General features: G+C 63.1%; 17 protein-coding genes, 3 tRNA genes, 3 rRNA genes and 2 pseudogenes (1 of these 25 running past the window's edge). 18 read left to right on the forward strand and 7 right to left on the reverse strand.

The window, feature by feature from the left end:
* The 11 genes from ACG10_RS04200 to rimI form a co-directional block, all read left to right on the forward strand.
* A 16S ribosomal RNA gene (locus ACG10_RS04200) occupies positions 1 to 71 on the forward strand (it extends 1,465 nt beyond the left edge of the window).
* A 92-nt stretch (positions 72 to 163) separates the two neighbouring features.
* A tRNA-Ile gene (locus ACG10_RS04205) sits at positions 164 to 240 on the forward strand.
* A 44-nt stretch (positions 241 to 284) separates the two neighbouring features.
* Positions 285 to 360 (forward strand) — tRNA-Ala (locus ACG10_RS04210).
* A gap of 257 nt (positions 361 to 617) precedes the next feature.
* Positions 618 to 3,509 (forward strand): 23S ribosomal RNA (locus ACG10_RS04215).
* A gap of 159 nt (positions 3,510 to 3,668) precedes the next feature.
* Positions 3,669 to 3,784 (forward strand): 5S ribosomal RNA (rrf, locus tag ACG10_RS04220).
* Together the 16S, 23S and 5S rRNA genes with 2 tRNA genes alongside form the textbook arrangement of a ribosomal RNA operon.
* Before the next feature lie 120 nt (positions 3,785 to 3,904).
* Complete coding sequence (locus tag ACG10_RS04225; protein ID WP_089167257.1) at positions 3,905 to 4,564, forward strand: paraquat-inducible protein A; 660 nt, start codon at positions 3,905 to 3,907, stop codon at positions 4,562 to 4,564.
* Positions 4,551 to 5,174, forward strand: a complete 624-nt coding sequence (locus tag ACG10_RS04230) for a paraquat-inducible protein A (RefSeq protein ID WP_039802121.1) — start codon at positions 4,551 to 4,553, stop codon at positions 5,172 to 5,174. Before ACG10_RS04225 ends, ACG10_RS04230 begins: the two co-directional genes overlap by 14 nt.
* Positions 5,167 to 7,479 (forward strand): PqiB family protein, encoded by a 2,313-nt coding sequence (locus tag ACG10_RS04235; protein ID WP_089169789.1) that lies wholly within the window; start codon positions 5,167 to 5,169, stop codon positions 7,477 to 7,479. The genes ACG10_RS04230 and ACG10_RS04235 overlap by 8 nt, the downstream gene beginning before the upstream one ends.
* A gap of 222 nt (positions 7,480 to 7,701) precedes the next feature.
* Entirely contained in the window at positions 7,702 to 9,252 is a 1,551-nt protein-coding gene (locus ACG10_RS04240) for a 2-isopropylmalate synthase (protein ID WP_089167258.1), read from the forward strand.
* Positions 9,249 to 10,061, forward strand: a complete 813-nt coding sequence (locus tag ACG10_RS04245; RefSeq protein ID WP_089167259.1) for an energy transducer TonB — start codon at positions 9,249 to 9,251, stop codon at positions 10,059 to 10,061. Before ACG10_RS04240 ends, ACG10_RS04245 begins: the two co-directional genes overlap by 4 nt.
* Complete coding sequence (gene rimI, locus ACG10_RS04250; RefSeq protein WP_089167260.1) at positions 10,054 to 10,506, forward strand: ribosomal protein S18-alanine N-acetyltransferase; 453 nt, start codon at positions 10,054 to 10,056, stop codon at positions 10,504 to 10,506. Before ACG10_RS04245 ends, rimI begins: the two co-directional genes overlap by 8 nt.
* Positions 10,507 to 10,510: 4 nt before the next feature.
* On the opposite strand, the gene ACG10_RS04255 is transcribed toward rimI, so the two are convergent.
* Positions 10,511 to 11,029, reverse strand: coding sequence for a hypothetical protein (locus tag ACG10_RS04255; RefSeq protein ID WP_089167261.1), 519 nt, complete (start codon positions 11,027 to 11,029; stop codon positions 10,511 to 10,513).
* A gap of 151 nt (positions 11,030 to 11,180) precedes the next feature.
* Between ACG10_RS04255 and otsB the strand changes: the two genes are divergently transcribed.
* On the forward strand, positions 11,181 to 11,942 hold the full coding sequence (gene otsB, locus ACG10_RS04260) for a trehalose-phosphatase (RefSeq protein WP_089167262.1): 762 nt from the start codon (positions 11,181 to 11,183) through the stop codon (positions 11,940 to 11,942).
* Positions 11,939 to 13,345, forward strand: coding sequence for an alpha,alpha-trehalose-phosphate synthase (UDP-forming) (gene otsA / locus ACG10_RS04265; protein WP_089167263.1), 1,407 nt, complete (start codon positions 11,939 to 11,941; stop codon positions 13,343 to 13,345). The genes otsB and otsA overlap by 4 nt, the downstream gene beginning before the upstream one ends.
* Before the next feature lie 37 nt (positions 13,346 to 13,382).
* Here otsA and ACG10_RS04270 read toward each other — a convergent pair whose 3' ends face one another.
* From ACG10_RS04270 to ACG10_RS04280, 3 genes are all read right to left on the reverse strand, one after another.
* Positions 13,383 to 13,616, reverse strand: coding sequence for a hypothetical protein (locus ACG10_RS04270; RefSeq protein ID WP_089167264.1), 234 nt, complete (start codon positions 13,614 to 13,616; stop codon positions 13,383 to 13,385).
* A 322-nt stretch (positions 13,617 to 13,938) separates the two neighbouring features.
* Positions 13,939 to 14,015: transfer RNA gene (locus ACG10_RS04275), tRNA-Met, on the reverse strand.
* Between the two features lie 176 nt (positions 14,016 to 14,191).
* The gene (locus ACG10_RS04280; RefSeq protein ID WP_089167265.1) at positions 14,192 to 15,412 is read right to left on the reverse strand and encodes a benzoate/H(+) symporter BenE family transporter; all 1,221 of its coding nucleotides are present in this window, start codon (positions 15,410 to 15,412) and stop codon (positions 14,192 to 14,194) included.
* A 119-nt stretch (positions 15,413 to 15,531) separates the two neighbouring features.
* Between ACG10_RS04280 and ACG10_RS04285 the strand changes: the two genes are divergently transcribed.
* Together ACG10_RS04285 and ACG10_RS24270 are read left to right on the forward strand one after the other, a co-directional pair.
* Positions 15,532 to 16,419 (forward strand): LysR family transcriptional regulator, encoded by an 888-nt coding sequence (locus tag ACG10_RS04285; RefSeq protein ID WP_089167266.1) that lies wholly within the window; start codon positions 15,532 to 15,534, stop codon positions 16,417 to 16,419.
* 102 nt (positions 16,420 to 16,521) lie between these two features.
* Positions 16,522 to 16,641 (forward strand): annotated as a pseudogene (locus ACG10_RS24270) (DUF4172 domain-containing protein); the annotation flags it as partial.
* A 182-nt stretch (positions 16,642 to 16,823) separates the two neighbouring features.
* Here ACG10_RS24270 and ACG10_RS04290 read toward each other — a convergent pair.
* Positions 16,824 to 17,111 (reverse strand): HigA family addiction module antitoxin, encoded by a 288-nt coding sequence (locus tag ACG10_RS04290; RefSeq protein ID WP_089167267.1) that lies wholly within the window; start codon positions 17,109 to 17,111, stop codon positions 16,824 to 16,826.
* 13 nt (positions 17,112 to 17,124) lie between these two features.
* Positions 17,125 to 17,402, reverse strand: a pseudogene (locus tag ACG10_RS04295) (type II toxin-antitoxin system RelE/ParE family toxin).
* A 271-nt stretch (positions 17,403 to 17,673) separates the two neighbouring features.
* Here ACG10_RS04295 and ACG10_RS04300 point away from each other — a divergent pair.
* From ACG10_RS04300 to ACG10_RS04310, 3 genes are all read left to right on the forward strand, one after another.
* On the forward strand, positions 17,674 to 19,119 hold the full coding sequence (locus ACG10_RS04300) for a SulP family inorganic anion transporter (protein WP_089167268.1): 1,446 nt from the start codon (positions 17,674 to 17,676) through the stop codon (positions 19,117 to 19,119).
* 66 nt (positions 19,120 to 19,185) lie between these two features.
* A complete protein-coding gene (locus ACG10_RS04305) occupies positions 19,186 to 19,413 on the forward strand; it encodes a type 2 periplasmic-binding domain-containing protein (protein WP_232487190.1) in 228 nt (75 codons plus the stop codon).
* 224 nt (positions 19,414 to 19,637) lie between these two features.
* On the forward strand, positions 19,638 to 20,090 hold the full coding sequence (locus ACG10_RS04310) for a helix-turn-helix domain-containing protein (RefSeq protein ID WP_089167269.1): 453 nt from the start codon (positions 19,638 to 19,640) through the stop codon (positions 20,088 to 20,090).
* A gap of 62 nt (positions 20,091 to 20,152) precedes the next feature.
* Here the strand turns inward: ACG10_RS04310 and ACG10_RS04315 are convergent, their stop codons facing one another.
* Positions 20,153 to 20,332 carry a helix-turn-helix domain-containing protein gene (locus tag ACG10_RS04315; RefSeq protein WP_089167270.1) on the reverse strand — a complete coding sequence of 60 codons (180 nt, stop codon included), beginning with the start codon at positions 20,330 to 20,332 and terminating at the stop codon, positions 20,153 to 20,155.
* Positions 20,333 to 21,132 lie beyond the last annotated feature (800 nt).

The following is a 21,132-nucleotide window of genomic DNA, read 5'->3' on the forward strand; positions in this document are numbered from 1 at the left end:
AGTGATTCATGACTGGGGTGAAGTCGTAACAAGGTAGCCGTAGGGGAACCTGCGGCTGGATCACCTCCTTAATCGAAGATCCCGGCTTTTCATAAGCTCCCACACGAATTGCTTGATTCACTAGCGAAAAGCGATTGGGTCTAGACCCGAGAGTGAGACGATTGGGTCTGTAGCTCAGTTGGTTAGAGCGCACCCCTGATAAGGGTGAGGTCGGCAGTTCGAATCTGCCCAGACCCACCAATTGTCAAGGGGCGTGGCCGGTCATGACCTCGAGAGAGGGTAGAGGGGCCATAGCTCAGCTGGGAGAGCGCCTGCTTTGCACGCAGGAGGTCAGGAGTTCGATCCTCCTTGGCTCCACCAACCACTCATCAATCGCTGAAAGCTCAGAAACGAGCATTTCCTGAAGGCAACGGCCCCAGTGAATGCTGATTTCTGGTCTTTGCGCCAGATTCGTTCTTTAAAAATTCGGGTATGTGATAGAAGTAGACTGATCGATTGTTTCACTGCAATCGATGAGGTCAAGGTAAATTTGCGAGTTCAAGCGCGAATTTTCGGCGAATGTCGTCTTCACCCCATCCAGGCAAGGCCGCGAGGCCGCAGATTGCTTGGGGTTATATGGTCAAGTGAAGAAGCGCATACGGTGGATGCCTTGGCAGTCAGAGGCGATGAAAGACGTGGTAGCCTGCGATAAGCTTCGGGGAGTCGGCAAACAGACTGTGATCCGGAGATCTCTGAATGGGGAAACCCACCCAGCACAAGCTGGGTATCTTGTACTGAATCCATAGGTGCAAGAGGCGAACCAGGGGAACTGAAACATCTAAGTACCCTGAGGAAAAGAAATCAACCGAGATTCCCTTAGTAGTGGCGAGCGAACGGGGACTAGCCCTTAAGCTTGCCTGATTCTAGTAGAAGGCTCTGGAAAGTGCCGCCGTAGTGGGTGATAGCCCCGTATACGAAAGGATCTGGCAAGTGAAATCGAGTAGGACGGCGCACGTGAAACGTTGTCTGAACATGGGGGGACCATCCTCCAAGGCTAAATACTCCTGACTGACCGATAGTGAACCAGTACCGTGAGGGAAAGGCGAAAAGAACCCCGGAGAGGGGAGTGAAATAGAACCTGAAACCGTATGCGTACAAGCAGTGGGAGCCCACTTTGTTGGGTGACTGCGTACCTTTTGTATAATGGGTCAGCGACTTATATTCAGTGGCAAGCTTAACCGAATAGGGGAGGCGTAGCGAAAGCGAGTCTTAATAGGGCGTTTAGTCGCTGGGTATAGACCCGAAACCGGGCGATCTATCCATGAGCAGGTTGAAGGTTAGGTAACACTGACTGGAGGACCGAACCGACTCCCGTTGAAAAGGTAGCGGATGACTTGTGGATCGGAGTGAAAGGCTAATCAAGCTCGGAGATAGCTGGTTCTCCTCGAAAGCTATTTAGGTAGCGCCTCGTGTATCACTGCTGGGGGTAGAGCACTGTTTCGGCTAGGGGGTCATCCCGACTTACCAAACCGATGCAAACTCCGAATACCGGCAAGTGTCAGCACGGGAGACACACGGCGGGTGCTAACGTCCGTCGTGAAAAGGGAAACAACCCAGACCGTCAGCTAAGGTCCCAAAGTCCTGGTTAAGTGGGAAACGATGTGGGAAGGCTTAGACAGCTAGGAGGTTGGCTTAGAAGCAGCCACCCTTTAAAGAAAGCGTAATAGCTCACTAGTCGAGTCGGCCTGCGCGGAAGATGTAACGGGGCTCAAACCAGGCACCGAAGCTACGGGTTCATCTTCGGATGAGCGGTAGAGGAGCGTTCTGTAAGCCTGTGAAGGTGAGTCGAGAGGCTTGCTGGAGGTATCAGAAGTGCGAATGCTGACATGAGTAACGACAATGGGTGTGAAAAACACCCACGCCGAAAGACCAAGGGTTCCTGCGCAACGTTAATCGACGCAGGGTGAGTCGGTCCCTAAGGCGAGGCTGAAGAGCGTAGTCGATGGGAAACGGGTTAATATTCCCGTACTTCTGGTTACTGCGATGGGGGGACGGAGAAGGCTAGGCCAGCTTGGCGTTGGTTGTCCAAGTTTAAGGTGGTAGGCCGAACACTTAGGCAAATCCGGGTGTTCAAGGCCGAGAGCTGATGACGAGCCTTCTTTTACGAAGGCGAAGTGGTTGATGCCCTGCTTCCAGGAAAAGCCTCTAAGCTTCAGGTAATCAGGAACCGTACCCCAAACCGACACAGGTGGTTGGGTAGAGAATACCAAGGCGCTTGAGAGAACTCGGGTGAAGGAACTAGGCAAAATGGCACCGTAACTTCGGGAGAAGGTGCGCCGGTGAGGGTGAAGGATTTACTCCATAAGCCCATGCCGGTCGAAGATACCAGGCCGCTGCGACTGTTTATTAAAAACACAGCACTCTGCAAACACGAAAGTGGACGTATAGGGTGTGACGCCTGCCCGGTGCCGGAAGGTTAATTGATGGGGTTAGCGCAAGCGAAGCTCTTGATCGAAGCCCCGGTAAACGGCGGCCGTAACTATAACGGTCCTAAGGTAGCGAAATTCCTTGTCGGGTAAGTTCCGACCTGCACGAATGGCGTAACGATGGCGGCGCTGTCTCCACCCGAGACTCAGTGAAATTGAAATCGCTGTGAAGATGCAGTGTATCCGCGGCTAGACGGAAAGACCCCGTGAACCTTTACTGTAGCTTTGCACTGGACTTTGAGCCTGCTTGTGTAGGATAGGTGGGAGGCTTTGAAGTGGGGACGCCAGTTCCCATGGAGCCATCCTTGAAATACCACCCTGGCATGCTTGAGGTTCTAACTCTGGTCCGTCATCCGGATCGAGGACAGTGTATGGTGGGCAGTTTGACTGGGGCGGTCTCCTCCCAAAGAGTAACGGAGGAGTACGAAGGTGCGCTCAGACCGGTCGGAAATCGGTCGCAGAGTATAAAGGCAAAAGCGCGCTTGACTGCGAGACAGACACGTCGAGCAGGTACGAAAGTAGGTCTTAGTGATCCGGTGGTTCTGTATGGAAGGGCCATCGCTCAACGGATAAAAGGTACTCCGGGGATAACAGGCTGATACCGCCCAAGAGTTCATATCGACGGCGGTGTTTGGCACCTCGATGTCGGCTCATCACATCCTGGGGCTGAAGCCGGTCCCAAGGGTATGGCTGTTCGCCATTTAAAGTGGTACGCGAGCTGGGTTTAGAACGTCGTGAGACAGTTCGGTCCCTATCTGCCGTGGACGTTTGAGATTTGAGAGGGGCTGACCTTAGTACGAGAGGACCGGGTTGGACGAACCTCTGGTGTTCCGGTTGTCACGCCAGTGGCACTGCCGGGTAGCTATGTTCGGAAAAGATAACCGCTGAAAGCATCTAAGCGGGAAACTTGCCTCAAGATGAGATCTCACTGGAGCCTCGAGCTCCCTGAAGGGCCGTCGAAGACTACGACGTTGATAGGTGGGGTGTGTAAGCGTTGTGAGGCGTTGAGCTAACCCATACTAATTGCCCGTGAGGCTTGACCATATAACACCCAAACAATCTGGCCGACCGGAAGGATCGGCACAGCGGGTGAGGTCGAAGCCGACTAAACCGAAAATCCGGCTGAACCGCAAAGCCACCGAGACACAGACATCACATGCCCGATTCGGGATGGCGCCGCAACGCGACATCCCAACCGAATTGCTTGACGACCATAGAGCGTTGGAACCACCTGATCCCATCCCGAACTCAGCAGTGAAACGACGCATCGCCGATGGTAGTGTGGGGTTTCCCCATGCGAGAGTAGGTCATCGTCAAGCGCCTATTGCAAACCCCCGAGCCAGCCATGGCTCGGGGGTTTTTGCTTGATGGCCTAGTGGCACTCTACGAGCTATCTAGGCTCGTTTAGAATGGGCGGCCGTTTCACCTGGGCAGTTGCCATGCATGATTCGAGTCGGTCTCACGACTTGAGGGAGTTTCCCTTGGACAAACTGGTCGCCTGCCATGAGTGCGACCTGCTGATGCTCAAGCCCGAGCTCGCGCCGGGTGAGCGCGCCGAATGCCCCCGCTGCGGTTTCGAGTTGTTCAGCCATCAGCCTCATATGCTGGGACGCAGTCTGGCATTGGTCATCGCCGCCTTGCTGCTCTATGTGCCGGCCAACTTCTTGCCGATTTTGCAGCTACGCCTTTTGGGGCAGACGAGCCAAGACACAGTCTGGAGCGCTGTTGTCGCTCTTTATGAAAGTGGCCTGCAGGGCATTGGGGTGGTCGTCTTTCTCTGCAGTATGGGGATTCCACTGCTCAAGCTGCTCTGCCAGTTAGCGGTCTTGTTGAGCATCCGCTGGGGTGTGGGGCGCGGTTATGGCTTGCTGCTGTATCGCATCTATCACCATCTACGCGAGTGGGGAATGCTGGAGGTTTACTTCATGGGCATTCTGGTTTCGATCGTCAAGCTGGTCTCCCTTGCCGACCTGGCCGTTGGGGCCGGCTTGATCTGTTTCGTCTGCCTGCTGCTGGTACAGGTCTGGCTCGAGATCACCATGTCTCCGCACCAGGTTTGGGAAGCCCTGTCTCGGGGGAGGACCCATGCGAGCCATTGATGCAGGTATCCTGGTTTGCCCGGAGTGCCATCAGCTCAATCGCCACGAAAGCGGTCTGCATGGACAGCAATGCATTCGCTGTGGTGCGCGCGTGCATGCGCGTCATCCGAATAGCCTGGCCCGCACCTGGGCACTGCTGATTACCGCCGCCATCCTGTATATCCCGGCCAATCTGCTGCCCATCATGACCGTCAGGTCCCTGGGCAAGGGAGAGCCGGACACCATCATGTCCGGTGTGATTGCCCTGGTGCATATGGGGTCCCTGCCCGTCGCGCTGGTAGTATTCGTGGCGAGCATTCTGGTGCCGACCTTCAAGCTGGTCGGCATTGCCCTGCTGCTGATTTCCGTGCAGCGTCACCAGCCGCTCTCCGCACGCCAGCGCATCTTCATGTTCCGCTTCATCGAGTGGATCGGCCGCTGGTCGATGCTGGATATCTTCGTCATCGCCATCCTGGTCGCCGTGGTCAATTTCGGCACCCTGGCCAGGGTCGAGCCGAACCTGGGAGCTGTGGCCTTCGCCACAGTGGTGATTCTGACCATGCTGGCGGCCCTTACCTTCGATCCTCGCCTGATTTGGGACAACACGGAGTCCGACGATGACCATGAGTGATCTGCCAGAGGCCAGAACCCGCCCGGCCTCCACCTGGTCGGCGATCTGGGTGCTGCCGCTGATCGCCCTGTTGATCGGCGCCTGGCTGGCCTGGAATGCCTATAGCCAGGCCGGCATCGAGGTCCAGGTACGCTTCACCAGCGGCGAGGGCATTCAGGTCAACAAGACCGAGGTGATCTACAAGGGAATGCCGGTCGGCAAGGTCGTGGAACTTACCCTGGATGACGAAGGCTCGAACAAGGGAGTGATCGCCACGCTGGAAATGAACAAGAAGGTCGAGTCCTATCTGCGCAGCAATACGCGCTTCTGGCTGGTCAGGCCGCGGGTCACCTTGGCCGGCATCACCGGTCTGGAAACCCTGGTGTCGGGTAACTACATCGCAGTCAGTCCGGGAGATGGCGAGCCGAGCAAGAAGTTCACCGCCTTGTCCGAAGAGCCACCGCTGCCGGATACCACGCCAGGCTTGCATGTCACCCTGAAGGCCGAGCGGCTGGGCTCGCTGAATCGCGACAGTCCGGTGTTCTACAAGCAGATCCAGGTCGGCCGGGTGAAGAGCTACCGGCTGGCCGAGGATCTGAGCACTGTGGAGATCAAGATTTTCATCGAGCCGGCCTATGCCCATCTGGTGCGCAAGCACACGCGTTTCTGGAACGCCAGTGGTATCACGGTCGATGCCGGGCTCGGCGGCGTCAAGTTCCGTACCGAGTCCCTGGCCAGCATCGTGGCTGGCGGCATTGCCTTTGCCACGCCGGAGAATCGCCAGGACAGCCCGCCCACCGATCCGCGCCTGCCGTTTCGTCTCTATGACAGCTTCGATGCTGCCCAGACCGGCATCAAGGTCATGCTCGAATTGAGCGATTTCGAGGGGCTGCAGGCCGGACGCACGCCAGTGGTGTACAAGGGCATCCAGGTTGGCATCCTGAAGACGCTGAAGATCGAGTCCGGCCTGTCCAGCGCCACGGCCGAGCTGACCATGGACCCGCTGGCCGAGGACTTCCTGGTCGAGGGAAGCGACTTCTGGGTGGTCAAGCCCTCGATTTCCCTGGGCGGTGTCACCGGCCTCGAGGCGCTGGTGAAGGGCAACTACATCGGCATGCGTCCGGGCGAGAAGGGCGCTGCGCTCAAGCGCGAATTCGTCGCCCGGCCCAAGGCTCCGCCGCTGGATCTTGGCGCCCCCGGTCTGCATCTGGTGCTGACCAGCGATACCCTGGGCTCGCTGGATATCGGCAGCCCGATACTCTACCGACAGATCAAGGTCGGCTCGGTGCAGAGTTACCAGTTGTCCCGCAACCGTCGCCGCGTGCTGCTGGGCGTGCACATCGAGCCGGAATACTCCAGCCTGGTGAATGGCTCGACGCGTTTCTGGAATGCCAGCGGCATCACCCTGACTGGCGGCCTGTCCGGGGTCGAGGTGAAGAGCGAGTCTCTGCAGAGCCTGCTGGCCGGCGGCGTCGCCTTCGAAACGCCGGATCCCGAGGCGCCCGCCAGTACCCGGCGGATTCCGCGCTATGCGCTGCATGCCGACCGCGAGAGCGCCCTGCAGGCGGGGATGGAGTTGCAGATCCGCGTGGACAGCGGCGATGGGCTGAAGGCTGGTACGCCGATCCGCTACAAGGGGCTGGACGTCGGCAAGGTGGAGCGGGTCGAGTTGAGCGAGGACCTGCAGTCGGTGCTTCTCAAGGCCCGGATCACCCAGGCCGGCGAACGCATCGCCCGCGCCGGCAGCCTGTTCTGGGTGGTCAGGCCCGAGTTGGGGCTGATGCGCACGGCCAACCTGGACACCCTGGTCAGCGGCCCCTACATCGAGGTGCGTCCGGATCCGGGCAACTCCCCCCGGCAGACCCATTTCGTCGCTGCGTCCCAAACGCCGGCCGCCTCCATCAAGGAGGCCGGACTCCGGCTGGTGCTCAGCACGCCGCGACGCGGTTCGCTCAAGGCGGGCGTGCCGGTCACCTATCGGGAGGTGACGGTCGGCAAGGTCACCGGATTCGAACTGGGTCCGAACGCCGACCGGGTGCTGATCGGCATCCTCATCGAGCCGCGCTACGCGCCGCTGGTGCGCAGCGGCAGCCGTTTCTGGAATACCAGCGGCTTCGGCTTCGATTTCGGCCTGCTCAAGGGGGCGCAACTGCGTACCGAGTCGCTGGAAACCCTGCTCGAGGGCGGCATCGCCTTCGCCACCCCGGAGGGCGAGCAGATGGGCAGGCTGGCGACCCCGGGACAGACCTTCCCGCTGTTCGATGAGGCGAACAGCGAATGGCTGCAGTGGGCGCCGAAGATCGCTCTGGAGAGGGAGAGGAAATAACGCCGGCTGTGGGGCGCATCGCCTTGAGCGAAGGGCCCGCCGCTGCGGCTTTTCGCCGTTTCCGAGGGCAGGCCTTCGACGCGAAGGCCTCTTCGATTCGGTTCCGGTGGCTTTCCGCCTGCCAGGTTTCCGGCCACAATTCCGCTATTGGCTTGCCCGCCGGCAAGCGTTAAACAAGCCCGAACCCCGCCGCTCGCCCGGCGGGGCCGTGAGGAGCCCGCAATGAGCAGCAAAGACCGCGTCATCATCTTCGACACCACCCTGCGCGACGGCGAACAGAGCCCCGGCGCCTCCATGACCAAGGACGAGAAGCTGCGCATCGCCAAGGTGCTGGAGCGGCTCAGGGTAGACGTGATCGAGGCCGGCTTCGCGATTGCCAGCCCGGGCGACTTCGAGGCAGTCAAGGCGATCGCCGAGAGCATCAAGGACAGCACCGTGTGCAGCCTGGCGCGCGCCGTGGATGCCGACATCGAGCGCGCTGCCGAGGCGCTGAAGAACGCCAATTCGGGGCGTATCCACACCTTCATCGCCACCAGTCCGATCCACATGCAATACAAGCTGCGCATGCAGCCCGACCAGGTGGTCGAGCAGGCCGTGCGGGCGGTGAGGAAGGCGCGCAGCCTGTGTGCCGACGTGGAGTTCTCCTGCGAGGACGCCGGCCGTTCGGAAATCGACTTCCTCTGCCGGATCATCGAGGCAGCCATCGCCGCCGGCGCGCGCACCATCAACATTCCGGACACCGTCGGCTACGCCATCCCGCACCAGTACGGCGAGATGATCGGCCAACTGCTCGCGCGCATCCCCAACGCCGACCAGGCGGTGTTCTCGGTGCACTGCCACAACGACCTGGGCCTGGCCGTGGCCAATTCGCTGGCCGCGGTGGTGGCCGGGGCGCGCCAGGTGGAATGCACCATCAATGGCCTCGGCGAGCGTGCCGGCAATGCCGCGCTGGAGGAGATCGTCATGGCGATCAAGACCCGCCACGACCTGCTTGGCGTCTACACCAACATCGACACTCCGCACATCCTCGCCGCCTCGCGGCTGGTTTCGGGAATCACCGGCTTTCCGGTACAGCCGAACAAGGCCATCGTCGGCGCCAACGCCTTCGCCCACGAGTCGGGCATCCACCAGGACGGCGTGCTCAAGCACCGCGAGACCTACGAGATCATGTCGGCGCAGTCGGTCGGCTGGCACACCAACAAGATGGTGCTGGGCAAGCACTCCGGGCGCAACGCCTTCCGTACCCGTCTGGAGGAGCTGGGCATCCAGCTCGCCGACGACGCTGCGCTGAATGCGGCCTTCGCCCGCTTCAAGGCACTGGCCGACAAGAAGCACGAGATCTTCGACGAGGACCTGCAGGCGCTGGTCTCCGAAACCCAGGACGAGGAGGCCCCGGAACACTACCGGCTGCACGCCCTGGAGGTCGTCTCGAAGAGCGGTACGGTGCCGCGGGCGCACCTGCGGCTCACCGTCGCCGGCAGCGACCAGGAGGCGACGGCCGAGGGTGCCGGCCCGGTGGACGCGATCTTCAAGGCCATCGAGTCGGTCGCCGCTTCCCAGGCCAGCCTGCAGCTCTATTCGGTCAACGCCATCACCGAGGGCACCGACTCCCAGGGCGAGGTCACCGTGCGTCTGGAGAAGGGCGGGCGCATCGTCAACGGCAACGGCGCCGACATCGACATCCTGGTGGCCTCGGCCAAGGCCTACATCAACGCGCTGAACCTGATGCGTGCCGGCGTGCCCAAGGCCCATCCGCAGGCGGCCGACGTTTGATCGACGAAGCCCGCCGCCGCGCCTATCTCGGCGCCATGCAGGTGGTCAGCTGGCTGCCGCGGGTGGCGCTGCCGTTCGCTGCGCCGTCGCGGCCGGAGCTGCTCGAACCGCTCGAGCCGCTCGAGCCGCAGGTGCCGCCGCCAGCTCCGGTGCGCCCTGGCGTAGAACTCAAGATCGTGCCCGAGGCTCCGCCGCGCCCGCGGCCGGTCGAGCGGGCGAAGATCGAGATACCGCGCCCTGCGGCCCGCGTCGAGGCGCCAGCCGCCGCCAGCGAGGGGGCAGTCGAGCCCGTCGAGCCCGTCGCGCCCAAGGCCGCGCCGCTGCCGCCGCCGCGCTTCGCCCTGCAGCTGCTGCGTGCCGGACGCTGCGCCCTGCTGGTCGAGCTGCCCACCGGCGAGCCCTTCCAGAGTCGCGACCCGGGCTATCTGCTGCTCCGCGATCTGCTGCGCGCCGCCGGTCTGGCGGACAGTCCGCGCCCGCTCGGCGAGCCGGTGCGCTGGCCGCTGCTCAGGGGCGGCAATCTGGACCAGGGGCCGCAGGCGGCGCGGGAGTACGTGCAGACCTTCGTCGCCGCGCGGCTGGAGGAGGAGGGCGACTGCGCCTGCCTGTGGCTGGTCGGCCTGCCGGCCCTGCGTTTTGCCGCCGCGCTCGAGGCCGATGCCTTCAATCGCGAACTGCAGGTCGAGGGCCTGCCGCCAGTCTGGGCGTTGCCCGGTCTGGAAACCCTGATGGAAGAGCCGGCCCGCAAGGCCGAGCTGTGGCGCGCGATGCGCCAGGTACGTGTGCGCTGGATATCTGCGAATGAGTGATGCGATTAGCTTCCGCCCGATGACCGAGGCGGATCTGGAAACCGTGCTGAAGGTTGAATACGCCGCCTTCAGCCACCCCTGGACGCGCGGCATTTTCCAGGATGCCCTGAAGTCCTACGAATGCTGGCTGATGTTCGAGGGCGGCCAGCAGGTCGGTCATGGCGTGATCCAGGTGATCCTCGACGAGGCGCACCTGCTGAACATCACCGTCAAACCGCAGAACCAGGGTCGCGGACTCGGCCTGCGGCTGCTGGAGCACCTGATGAGGCGGGCGCGAGAGCGTCAGGCCGCCGAGTGCTTCCTTGAGGTACGGGCCAGCAACGGCGGCGCCTACCGGCTCTACGAGCGCTACGGTTTCAACGAGGTTGGCCGGCGCCGAGACTACTACCCGGCCGCCAGCGGGCGCGAGGACGCCCTGGTGATGGTCTGCACCCTGCTCGATTGAGCGCTCAGGGCTCCCGGTCGCGCGACGAGTGCAGCGGCTCGGGGCCTTTGAGTTCTTCGTCGGAAAGAACCTCCTCGTTCTCTTCCTCGTCTTCGTCCGACGAAGCCTCCGTGTCTGTACGGCCATCCCAGGGCTGTCCGTCGAGGGGAAGGATACGTGCCGCCTCGGCCTCGTCCAGACCGCCACCCGCGCCGATCCGGTCGGCGGAGACGATGCTCAGATCCTTGTCGGCCGGCAGACCGTGACCACGTTCGTTCGGCGAGCGGGCGCCATCCTCAGGGATGAGGATCTCCGGGTCCGCATCATCCATGGTCGGCTCGCCGCCAGGCATTTCTCCACCCGTCATGCCGGCTTCACGAACCCGCTGTGGCGGGAACTCCTCATGCACTTCCTCGGCCGGTCGCACGTCGCCGATACGCCCTTGGCGCTCGTCCCTCCGGCTGCTGAAGTCCAGCGGCTCCAGCGAACCCATGCGATCCTCGAGGTCATCGATTTCCTGCGCCTGGGGTTTGCGATCTTTCATGGGAACCTCCTGCCGGGGCTGCGCTCTTGCTGAGTGTGACCCGTGCCGCCGCCGATGATTCAGGCGGGCCGCCGGCCGGCATGGACAGCCGCTCTGCGCCAGTGATGCATGTTTGGCGAAACTGAACCGCTGATTGGCGGTCCCAATCAATATGAACGGTCAATGCTCCCCCAGTGCGCAGGACCTTCAGAACTGCGCCTTCTTCTTCGATGTGGACGGAACGCTTGCCGAAATACAGCCCCGTCCCGAGCTGGTATTCATTCCTCCCGCCACCCTCGCTGCCCTCGACCGGCTGCAGGCCGTCGGCGTGCCGATCGCGGTGATCTCCGGACGCCGGCTGGCGGATCTCGACCGCCTGTTCGAGCCGCTGCGCCTGCCGGCCGCCGGGGTCCATGGCGCCGAACGCCGCGCTGCCGACGGTCGGCTGCGGCGGCTGGATCTGGATCTGGAGGCCCTGCGCCAGATCGAGGACGAACTGGTGCAGGCCTGTGCCCGGCACCCCGGACTGCGCCTGGAGAACAAGGGCCTGGCCTTCGCGCTGCATTTTCGCCTGGCGCCCGAGCTGGAGGAGGCCGCTCGCACCCTGGCCGAGGACTTCAGCCGGAGGCATGCCAGGCTGCTGACCCTGCAGCCGGGCAAGTGCGTGTTCGAGCTCAAGCCCCGTGGCGCCAGCAAGGGGGAAGTGATCCGCGAATTCATGCACGAGCCGCCGTTCAGTGGGCGGGTGCCGGTATTCATCGGCGACGACCTCACCGACGAGGCCGGTTTCCAGACGGTCAACGCCCTGGGCGGGCATTCGTTCAAGGTAGGTCCGGGCGAGACGATCGCGCAACGGCGGCTGGACTCCGTCATGGCGGTGGAAAAATGGCTGGACGAGCTGGTCCGGCCTCTCAAAACGGAGGTTTATCCATGAGCCGTCTAGTCGTGGTTTCCAATCGGGTCGCTCCCATCCGCCAGGGCAAGGCCACTGCGGGGGGGCTGGCCGTGGGCCTGCACGATGCCTTGCGGCAGAGTGGCGGCATCTGGTTCGGCTGGAACGGGGAGGTCAGCAAGCGACCGGAAACGGCCTGCGAGACCATCGGCAATATCACCTACGTCACCCTGGACCTCAGCAAGCCGGACTACGACCAGTACTACCGCGGCTTTTCCAATGCCACGCTCTGGCCGGTCTTCCACTACCGCATCGATCTGGCGCGCTACTGCCGCAAGGAGTACGAGGGCTACCGGCGGGTCAACGCCATGCTGGCGGAAAAGCTCAAGCCCTTGCTGCGCCCCGATGATATCCTCTGGGTCCACGATTACCACCTGATTCCCTTCGCCGCCGCCTGTCGTCAGCTGGGCATCGGCAACCGCATCGGCTTCTTCCTGCACATCCCCTTTCCGGCGCCGGAAGTCCTCACCGCCATCCCCCCGCACGAGGATCTGTTCCGAAGCTTCTGCTACTACGACCTGATCGGCTTCCAGACCGAGACAGACCGGCTGGCCTTCCAGGACTACATCAGCCGCGAAGCCGGTGGGAGGGTAGAGGCGGACGGCAGCCTGAGCGCCTACGGGCAGAGCTTTTGCGCCGGTGTCTATCCCATCGGCGTGATGCCCGACGAGATCCGCCGTCAGGCCGAGTCCTACCGGGGCCGCCGTCCCATTATCGGGTTGACCACGGAAGGCAGGCGGCGCAAGACGCTCATCAGCGTCGACCGGCTGGACTACTCCAAGGGGCTGGTCGAGCGCTTCCAGGCCTACGAGCGTTTTCTCGAGCACTTTCCCGAGCATCGGCACAACGTGGAGTTCATCCAGATCGCTCCGACCTCACGCTCGGACGTGAAGACCTATCAGGCCATCCGCAAGCAGCTGGAGACCGTGGCTGGACATGTCAACGGGCGTCTGTCGGACCTCGACTGGACGCCGCTGCACTATCTCAACAAGAGCCTCGACCGGCGTACCCTGATTGGGCTGTTCCGCACCGCCAATGTCGGTCTGGTCACCCCGCTGCGCGACGGCATGAACCTGGTGGCCAAGGAGTATGTCGCCGCGCAGAACCCGGCCGACCCGGGCGTGCTGGTGCTGTCGCGCTTCGCCGGTGCGGCCCGTGAGCTGAGCGCGGCACTGATCGTCAATCCCTACGACTGCCTCGGCATGGCCGAGGCTCTGGACCGCGCCCTACGCATGCCGCTGGAGGAGCGCAAGGAGCGCTACGAGGACATGATGCAGGCCCTGCGCGCGGCGGACCTGAACGCCTGGCGGGACACCTTCCTCCGCGACCTGCGTAGCTTTGGCCGGCACCGGGTGGTGACGGCGCGCCGGGCTGCCGCCTTCTGAGCCATGCTGCGCCGGCGAAAAGCCGGCCTGCCGGGCTTCAGCGCAGTTGTATCTGCAGGTCCGCCGCGGCCGGCAGCACCAGCGACAGGCCGTACCAGGTGAGCATCAGCGCCAGGCCGCCGAGCCAGACACCGAGGGCGATCTGCAGCACCTGGCTGCCGTTTCTGCTCCGGCGGCGCTCGGTGAAACGGGGTTGCTCAACCTCCAGGTCGAAGTCTTCCGGTTCATCCTCGCGGGCGCTGAAGCCTTCCAGTCTGTTTAGCTTGTTCATCAACTTGCCCTGCTGCGCCGTGCTCCGCTGTCGCTGGAGCCGGCCGTGTCGAGTACGAATGCAAAGGCGATCCGTGCTTGCGTGAGAGTCGGGGAATCATCTGCGGGGGATAAGGCATGTTGTCTGCAGGTTCCGGATGAATCTTACCGCATCTTGCCCGGATGTTTTCCCGCCGCACGGCGGAAGAGGGGATGAACCGGCGTTCCGGGACTTGTCGCGGTGGACCAAGACGTCGGAGGGCGAATGGAGAAACAGAGGGGATGGACAGGGTGCCCGGAAACAAGAAAGCCCGCACGAGGCGGGCTTTCTTGATACAGCGATATGGTGGCTACACCGGGACTTGAACCTGGGACATCAGCATTATGAATGCTGCGCTCTAACCGACTGAGCTATGTAGCCAAGTGGCGCGCATTATTCTCGCCGCAGATTCGGGTGTCAACCCTCATTCGATAAAAAAATCAGGAAAATCCGGATGTTGCCGGGCGTTCGAATCGTCAGCCTCGCACGAAGTACCAGGCTGACATTTGTTGATCAAGGCCCGGTTGTTCATTCCTGACGAGGTTGACGTGTACTACTCACTCCTTCCCGGCCGCCAGCAGCCCGGCCAGCAGGCTCTTCGGCATCCAGCCCGTCTTGTGCAGGATCAGGTAGGCGAGGGCGCCGATCACCACGCCCCAGAAGGCCGAACCCAGGCCGAAGAAGCTCATCCCCGACGCCGTGGCCAGGAAGGTCAGCATGGACGCCTCGCGGTGGTCTTCCTCGTTCACCGCGCCCATCACGTTGCTGGTGATGGCGCCGATCAGCGCCAGGCCGGCGAGCACGGCGACGAAGGTCTTCGGCATGGCGCTGAACAGCAGGATGATGGTGCCGGCGAAGGTGCCGCCGAGCAGGTAGAAGACGCCGTTGGCGATGCCGGCGACGTAGCGCTTGTCCGAGTCCTCGTGGGCGTCCCGGCCGGTGCACAGGGCGGCGGTGATGGCGGCGATGACGATGCTGATGCCGCCGAAGCAGGCCACGGCCAGCGAGGCCAGCCCGGTGGTGGCGAGCACCGGCCTGGCCGGGGTGTCGTAGCCGGCATTGCGCAGGATGGCCATGCCGGGCAGGAACTGTCCGGTCAGGCTGACCAGCACCAGCGGGATCGCCAGGCTCAGGGTCGAACTCCAGCTCCAGGCCGGCGCGATGAACTGCGGTGCGGCCAGGCTCGCGCCGATGCCGGCGAGGTTGCTGCCTTCCAGGCCGACGGCCAGGGCCACGCCGACGACCAGCAGCAGCACCAGGCAGTAGCGCGGGAACAGGCGCTTGAAGATCAGGTAGGCGAGGAGCATGCCGAAGGCCAGCGCCGGCATCGAGGCCACCGACTGGAAGGCGCCGATGCCGAACTGGAACAGGATGCCGGCCATCATGGCGTAGGCGATGCCTTTGGGGATGGCCTGCACCAGCCGGTCGAACCAGCCGGAGATGCCGATCAAAAAGAGGATCGCGCCGGCCGTGAGGTAGGCGCCCACCGCCTCGTTGAGGCTGAGCGCCGGGAACAGCGTGACCAGCATGGCGGTGCCGGGCGCGGACCAGGCGGTCACCACCGGCACCCTGAGCCAGAGGCTGAGCAGGATGCCGGACAGCGCCGCGCCGATGGAGATGGCCCAGACCCAGGAGGACATCATTCCGGCGGAAATCCCGGCGCTCTGCGCGGCCTGGAAGAAGATCACCAGCGGGCCAGAGTAGGAGATCAGCACGGCGAGAAAGCCGGCGGTGACGGCGGAAATCGACAAATCCTTGTGGATGCTGATGGGCTTCATGCGGGCTCGGCTCCTGGCGGCTGTGCGGACGAGGCCTCCACCTTATTGTCATTGCCCGGCTGGATAAACCTGCGAAAGCCGGCAACACTGTTCGGCCTTAGTGAACAAAGGCCCGCGCCATGGACCGCTTCCAGGCCATGCAGCTCTTCGCCCGCATCGTCGAACTCGGCAGCTTCAGCAAGGCCGCCGAGCAGCAGGGCATGTCCCGCGCCTCGGCCAGCGCGCTGATCCGGCAACTGGAGAGCCATCTCGGAGTGCGCCTCTTGCAGCGCACCACCCGGCAGGTCAGCGCCACCCTCGACGGGCGCTCCTACTACCAGCACTGCCTGTCGGTGCTCGGCGAGATCGAGGAAGTGGAGAGCGTGCTGTCGCAGAGCGCCGGGCACCCGCGCGGCCGGCTGAAGATCGACCTGCCGGCCTCGCTCGGCCGCCTGCTGGTGATCCCGGCGCTGCCGGACTTCTACGCCCGCTACCCGGAAATCGTCCTGGAAATCGGCATCGGCGACCGGATGATCGACCTGGTGCGCGAAGGGGTGGACTGCGTGGTGCGGATCGGCGGGCTGAGCGACTCGACGCTGATCGCCCGCAGCCTGCCGGCGCTGCCCCAGATCACCTGCGCCAGCGCCGGCTACCTGGCCCGCCACGGCCTGCCGTCCAGCCTCGACGAGCTGGAGGGGCACCGCTGCATCGACTACCTCTCGGCCACCACCGGCCGGCTGGCGCCGCTGGAGTTCGCCGTCGACGGCCGCATCGAGACGCGCAGCCTGCCGGCCAGCCTGGCGGTCAACCACGGCGAAGCCTACGTGGCGGCCTGCGAGGCGGGACTCGGCATCGTCCAGGTGCCGCGCTACCACGTCGAACGCCAGCTGGCCGCCGGCAGCCTGGTCGAGCTATTGCCGCAACACCCGCCGCCGGCCCTGCCGATGACTGTGCTCTATCCCCATCACCGGCATCTGACGCCGCGCCTGCGGGTGTTCATCGACTGGCTGGTGGCGCTGTTCGGCTGAGGGCCGGGCGGCAACCATCGACTCGCGGCTGGCCTTTGAGCCGAATAGCTCCCCTTAATCGGCTCACCGAATGAGCCGAATAGCATCCGTAATCGGCTCACCACCCGCCACCTTGGCGACCTGCTCGACAAGGGCTGCCTCGTCCGCCTGCCTGGCGGCGGGCGCAGCACCCGTTACCGGATCGACTGGCCGGCCGCCGGCGGGTCCGATATTCCCCTGTAGCAGTCATCGGCAAGACTGGAAGCGTCGCGAATGCCCGACACCCGGCGCCGCGTTTGCGGGTGTTCATCGATTGGTTGATGGGGGTGTTCGGGTGAGGGTGAAAGCGGGGTTTCATCCCAAGGCGAGCGGGAGCTCGGGCGCGTGGATGAGACCCAGGCTTGGTGCCTGGGGCCTGTGTCGTATCAGGCAATCGAGGCGAATCGCTCTATGCGAGGCTGCTCGCGGTGCCGGGCTTGCCACAGGTCGTAATCGGCCTGTACGCCAAGCCAGGTACGTGCCGTACCGATACCGGCCATTTCCAGGCGAACGGCCAGATCCGGGCTGACAGGGGCGTGTCCGTGCAGGATGCGAGACAGGGTTTCTCGCGCGAAGCCCAGCCGACGGGCAAGCTCGGCAATGCTGATATCCAGCTCGGGGAGCACGTCTTCGAGGAGCGTTTCCCCCGGATGCGGTGGGTTGAACATGACCATGTTGCCCTCCTGTTCAGTGGTAATCGAGGTAGTCGACCAGTTCGATATCGTTGCCGGCAAAGCGGAAAATCACCCGCCAATTGCCGCTGACGGTCAGCGACCAGAACTCCGCGCGATCCCCTTCAGGGGGTGGAGTCTCCAGCCCGGAAGGTCGAGGTCTCCCGGCGCTGTGGCTCGATCCATGAAGGCCAGCATGCGGGCCAGACGCTTGGCATGATCGGCGCGAATCCCCTTGGTCGAACCCGTTTCGTAAAAGAGGCGAAGCCCCTTGTGCTGAAAGCTGATGATCATGGGTTTGCAGTGTGACTTATCGCATCACGGTTCGCAATCGTAACGCATGCTCATCGGCAAGAACGGAAGCGTCGCGAATGAATTCGCTCCTACCGAAATGCTATCGACCTCACTTGAAAAGACTGGCAATGGACGCCCGAAACGCCTCCGGCCGCAGGGCTGGCCGCCATCCGATGGCTGGCCCTGTCCCCCTCGAATCCGTAACATCCGAAGCCTTTTTTCCAGCCATCCCTCTGCGGCCGGCTTCCCCGGCCAACCGTTCAGGTAAGTCATGAAATCGAAATCCCTGCGCGCCGATGTCCTGGCCGGGCTCACCACGTCTTTCGCCCTGGTGCCCGAGTGCATCGCCTTCGCCCTGGTCGCCCACCTCAACCCGCTGATGGGGCTGTATGGCGCCTTCATCATCTGCACCCTGACCGCCCTGTTCGGCGGCCGTCCGGGCATGGTGTCCGGCGCCGCCGGCTCGATGGCGGTGGTGATCGTCGCGCTGGTGGTGCAGCACGGCGTGCAGTACCTGCTCGCCACCGTGCTGCTCGGCGGGCTGATCATGGTCGCCTTCGGCCTGTTGCGCCTGGGCAAGCTGATCCGCATGGTGCCGCATCCGGTGATGCTCGGCTTCGTCAACGGCCTGGCGATCATCATCGCCCTGGCCCAGCTGGAGCACTTCAAGGACGGCGAGGCCTGGCTGAGCGGCACGCCGCTCTACCTGATGCTCGGACTGGTGGCGCTGACCATGGCCATCGTCTACCTGCTGCCGCGCCTGACCCGCGCCGTGCCGCCGGCGCTGGCGGCGATCCTCGGCGTCGGTCTGGCCGTCTACCTGCTCGGCCTGCCGACCCACACCCTCGGCGACATGGCGCACATCGCCGGCGGCCTGCCCGTCCCGGCCGTGCCGGACGTGCCCTGGAACCTGGAAACCCTGGGCATCGTCGCGCCCTACGCGGTGCTGATGGCGCTGGTCGGCCTGCTGGAAACCCTGCTGACCCTGAACCTCACCGACGAGATCACCGAGAGCCGCGGCTACCCGGACCGCGAGTGCACGGCGCTGGGCGCGGCCAACCTGGTGTCCGGCCTGTTCGGCGGCATGGGCGGCTGCGCGATGATCGGCCAGACCATGATCAACCTCGGCTCCGGCGGCCGCGGCCGGCTCTCCGGGGTGGTCGCCGGGGTGATGATCCTGCTGTTCGTGCTGTTCCTCTCGCCGCTGATCGAGCGCATCCCGCTCGCCGCGCTGGTCGGGGTGATGTTCGTGGTGGCGCAGCAGACCTTCGCCTGGGCCTCGCTGCGGGTGCTCGACAAGGTGCCGCTGAACGACGCGCTGGTGATCGTCGCGGTGACCATCGTCACCGTGTTCACCGACCTGGCCACTGCCGTGCTCTGCGGGATCGTCATCGCCGCGCTCAACTTCGCCTGGCAGCAGGCCCGCGAGCTGTACGCCGACACCCATCGGGAAGCCGACGGCAGCAAGCTCTACCGCCTGCACGGCACGCTGTTCTTCGCTTCCACGACGCCCTTCCTCAACCAGTTCGACCCCGCCGGCGATCCGCCCCAGGTGACCCTGGACTGCCGCCACCTGAGCTTCGTCGACTACTCGGCCATCGCCGCGCTGAAGACCCTGCGCGAGCGCTACGCCAAGGCCGGCAAGCACCTGCGCGTGCTGCACCTGTCCGAGCGCTGCCGGCAACTGCTCAAGCGGGCGGGGGTGCAGCATGAGTGAGGGGAGGGGCTGTGGGGCCGGTTTTTGTGGGTGCGATGGGGCGGCGCTGAAAACTGGGGACCGCCGTTGCCCAGTCGTTTGGTAGTGATCCCGGTCCTGCCGGATTTCTATGCGTGCTACCTGGAAATTGCCCTGGAGATCGGCTTCGCCGACTGGGTGCGCGAAGGGGGGAACCGCGTGGTGCGGCTCGGTGGGGCGAGCGATTCGGTGCTGATCGCCCGCAGTCTGGTCGAACTGCTGCTGCAATACCCGCCGCCGGCGCTGCCGATGACTGTGCTCTATCCCCATCACTGACATCTGACGCTGTGCCTGCGGGTGTTCATGGGGTTTGAGGAGCAACGGAACAGAAAGTGCACTTAAGCCCGGTGCCGGCCCGCAAACCCTTGTGGCGTCTGGTGAGTTCGGAAAAACCACCGTTTTCTGAATATGCTGAAACACTCATAAGCGCTCGTGCTGATGCTTGAATGACCTTTGGATATTCATTATTATCATGAATATCCGAATTATTCAGGCCGCCTATGTCTAGCATCCTTCCCCAACCATCCGCCTACTACGCCCAAGCACCAGAAGTGCAGCGGCATGAAATCGCGCGCATTCGCCAATTCATGCACGAATTGGAGCTGCACCGAGCGAACATGTATCGGCAGCTATCCATTCTGGCCACCCGAATAGCTACCCCAGAGCAGCAATTGGAGTACGTCGGCCTCATCCAAAAAATCCGTGAGACCGAGCAAGTACTCATCCAGCACAACGATTACTTGAACCAGATGCTGGCGATGGTTCCAATGGAGTACTCGCGGCAAATCCCCGACCAAGTGAAGCGCGAGATCTATCACCTCTATCACGCTGGGCGATACACCCAAGAACAGCTGGCAGCCCACTACGGTGTTTCTCAGTCCACAGTTCACCGGATCGTGGCTGGGGACGCTCCTCCGCAACTGGCAGGTGTGAACCCCAACAGCCTCGCGTAGCCAAGCATGCAGCCCATTCGGTCGCCTGAGCTTCGGGCTCAGGCCGGCGTTCCTTCGGGAATTCAACGATCTTCGTCATGGTGGCTCTCCTTGAGACGCTGACGTGCTCGCTCGGCTATGGCCTGCACCTGGGCGATATAGGCGGCATCCCCGGTCTGTTCGGCATCGGCCAGAAAAGCCGCGATGGCCTCGGTGGTGGTCAAGCTGTCGGCTGGGTCGTAGGCGTGTAGCTGGTCTGTCATGTGCAGGTCATCCGTCACGGTGGGGGGCTGATTCGGCGTGCATGTTTCGCGGCCTCCAGCCCTGCAAAGTCGCCTCCGGCGGCCCTCCGGGGGCATCTCGCCGCGCGTGGCAAGGGTGCGCAGGGGAAAAGCTCTCCCTGCACCCCTGGCCGAGGCTGGGGGTCACTCCTGGGGGTCAAGGCCGAGGCCGCTGCGTGGTGGCCTGCGGCCAGCCTTGACCCCCTCCGTTCCGGGTGCCTACCACAGCCCCGCGACAGTGTGGGGGTTTGGAGAGCAACGGAACCAAAAACCAACGTAAGGCGGGATTAGAGTTCGGCGCCGCCGTGAACACGGGAAGTTTTCAGAACTTTGATTTGACGAACGGGTTTTCTGCACGACTACCGCCGCCTTTCTCTGGCAAAGACGGCGCCCCTGGTCGGGTTCTGCAAAACGGTGGTTTTTCCGAACTCACCAGATGCCATAAGGGATTGCGGGCCGGCACCGGGCTTAAGTGCACTTTCTGTTCCGTTGCTCCCCAAACCCCTTCATCGACTGGCTCGGAACGACCCTTTTCTGCCCGTCATGGCCATGAAGCGTGCTGGCCATCTTGTGCCAATGAAATGGCGCGTCGCAGATTGATGACCACGAAATCCAGCAATCACAGGGCTTTCGACGAGTAGGCTTTGACGAGCTGGTACGTAAAATCATGAAAAAGGTCATTTTTGAACCATTAAGTGCTATTTTTCGACTTAAAGGATCAAATATGATCCTCTGTGCTATCATTTTTCCATGCCACCTAGAATAATTGATACGGGTCAAAT

The organism is Azotobacter chroococcum, from assembly GCF_002220155.1.
In the GTDB taxonomy this organism is placed as follows: domain Bacteria; phylum Pseudomonadota; class Gammaproteobacteria; order Pseudomonadales; family Pseudomonadaceae; genus Azotobacter; species Azotobacter chroococcum.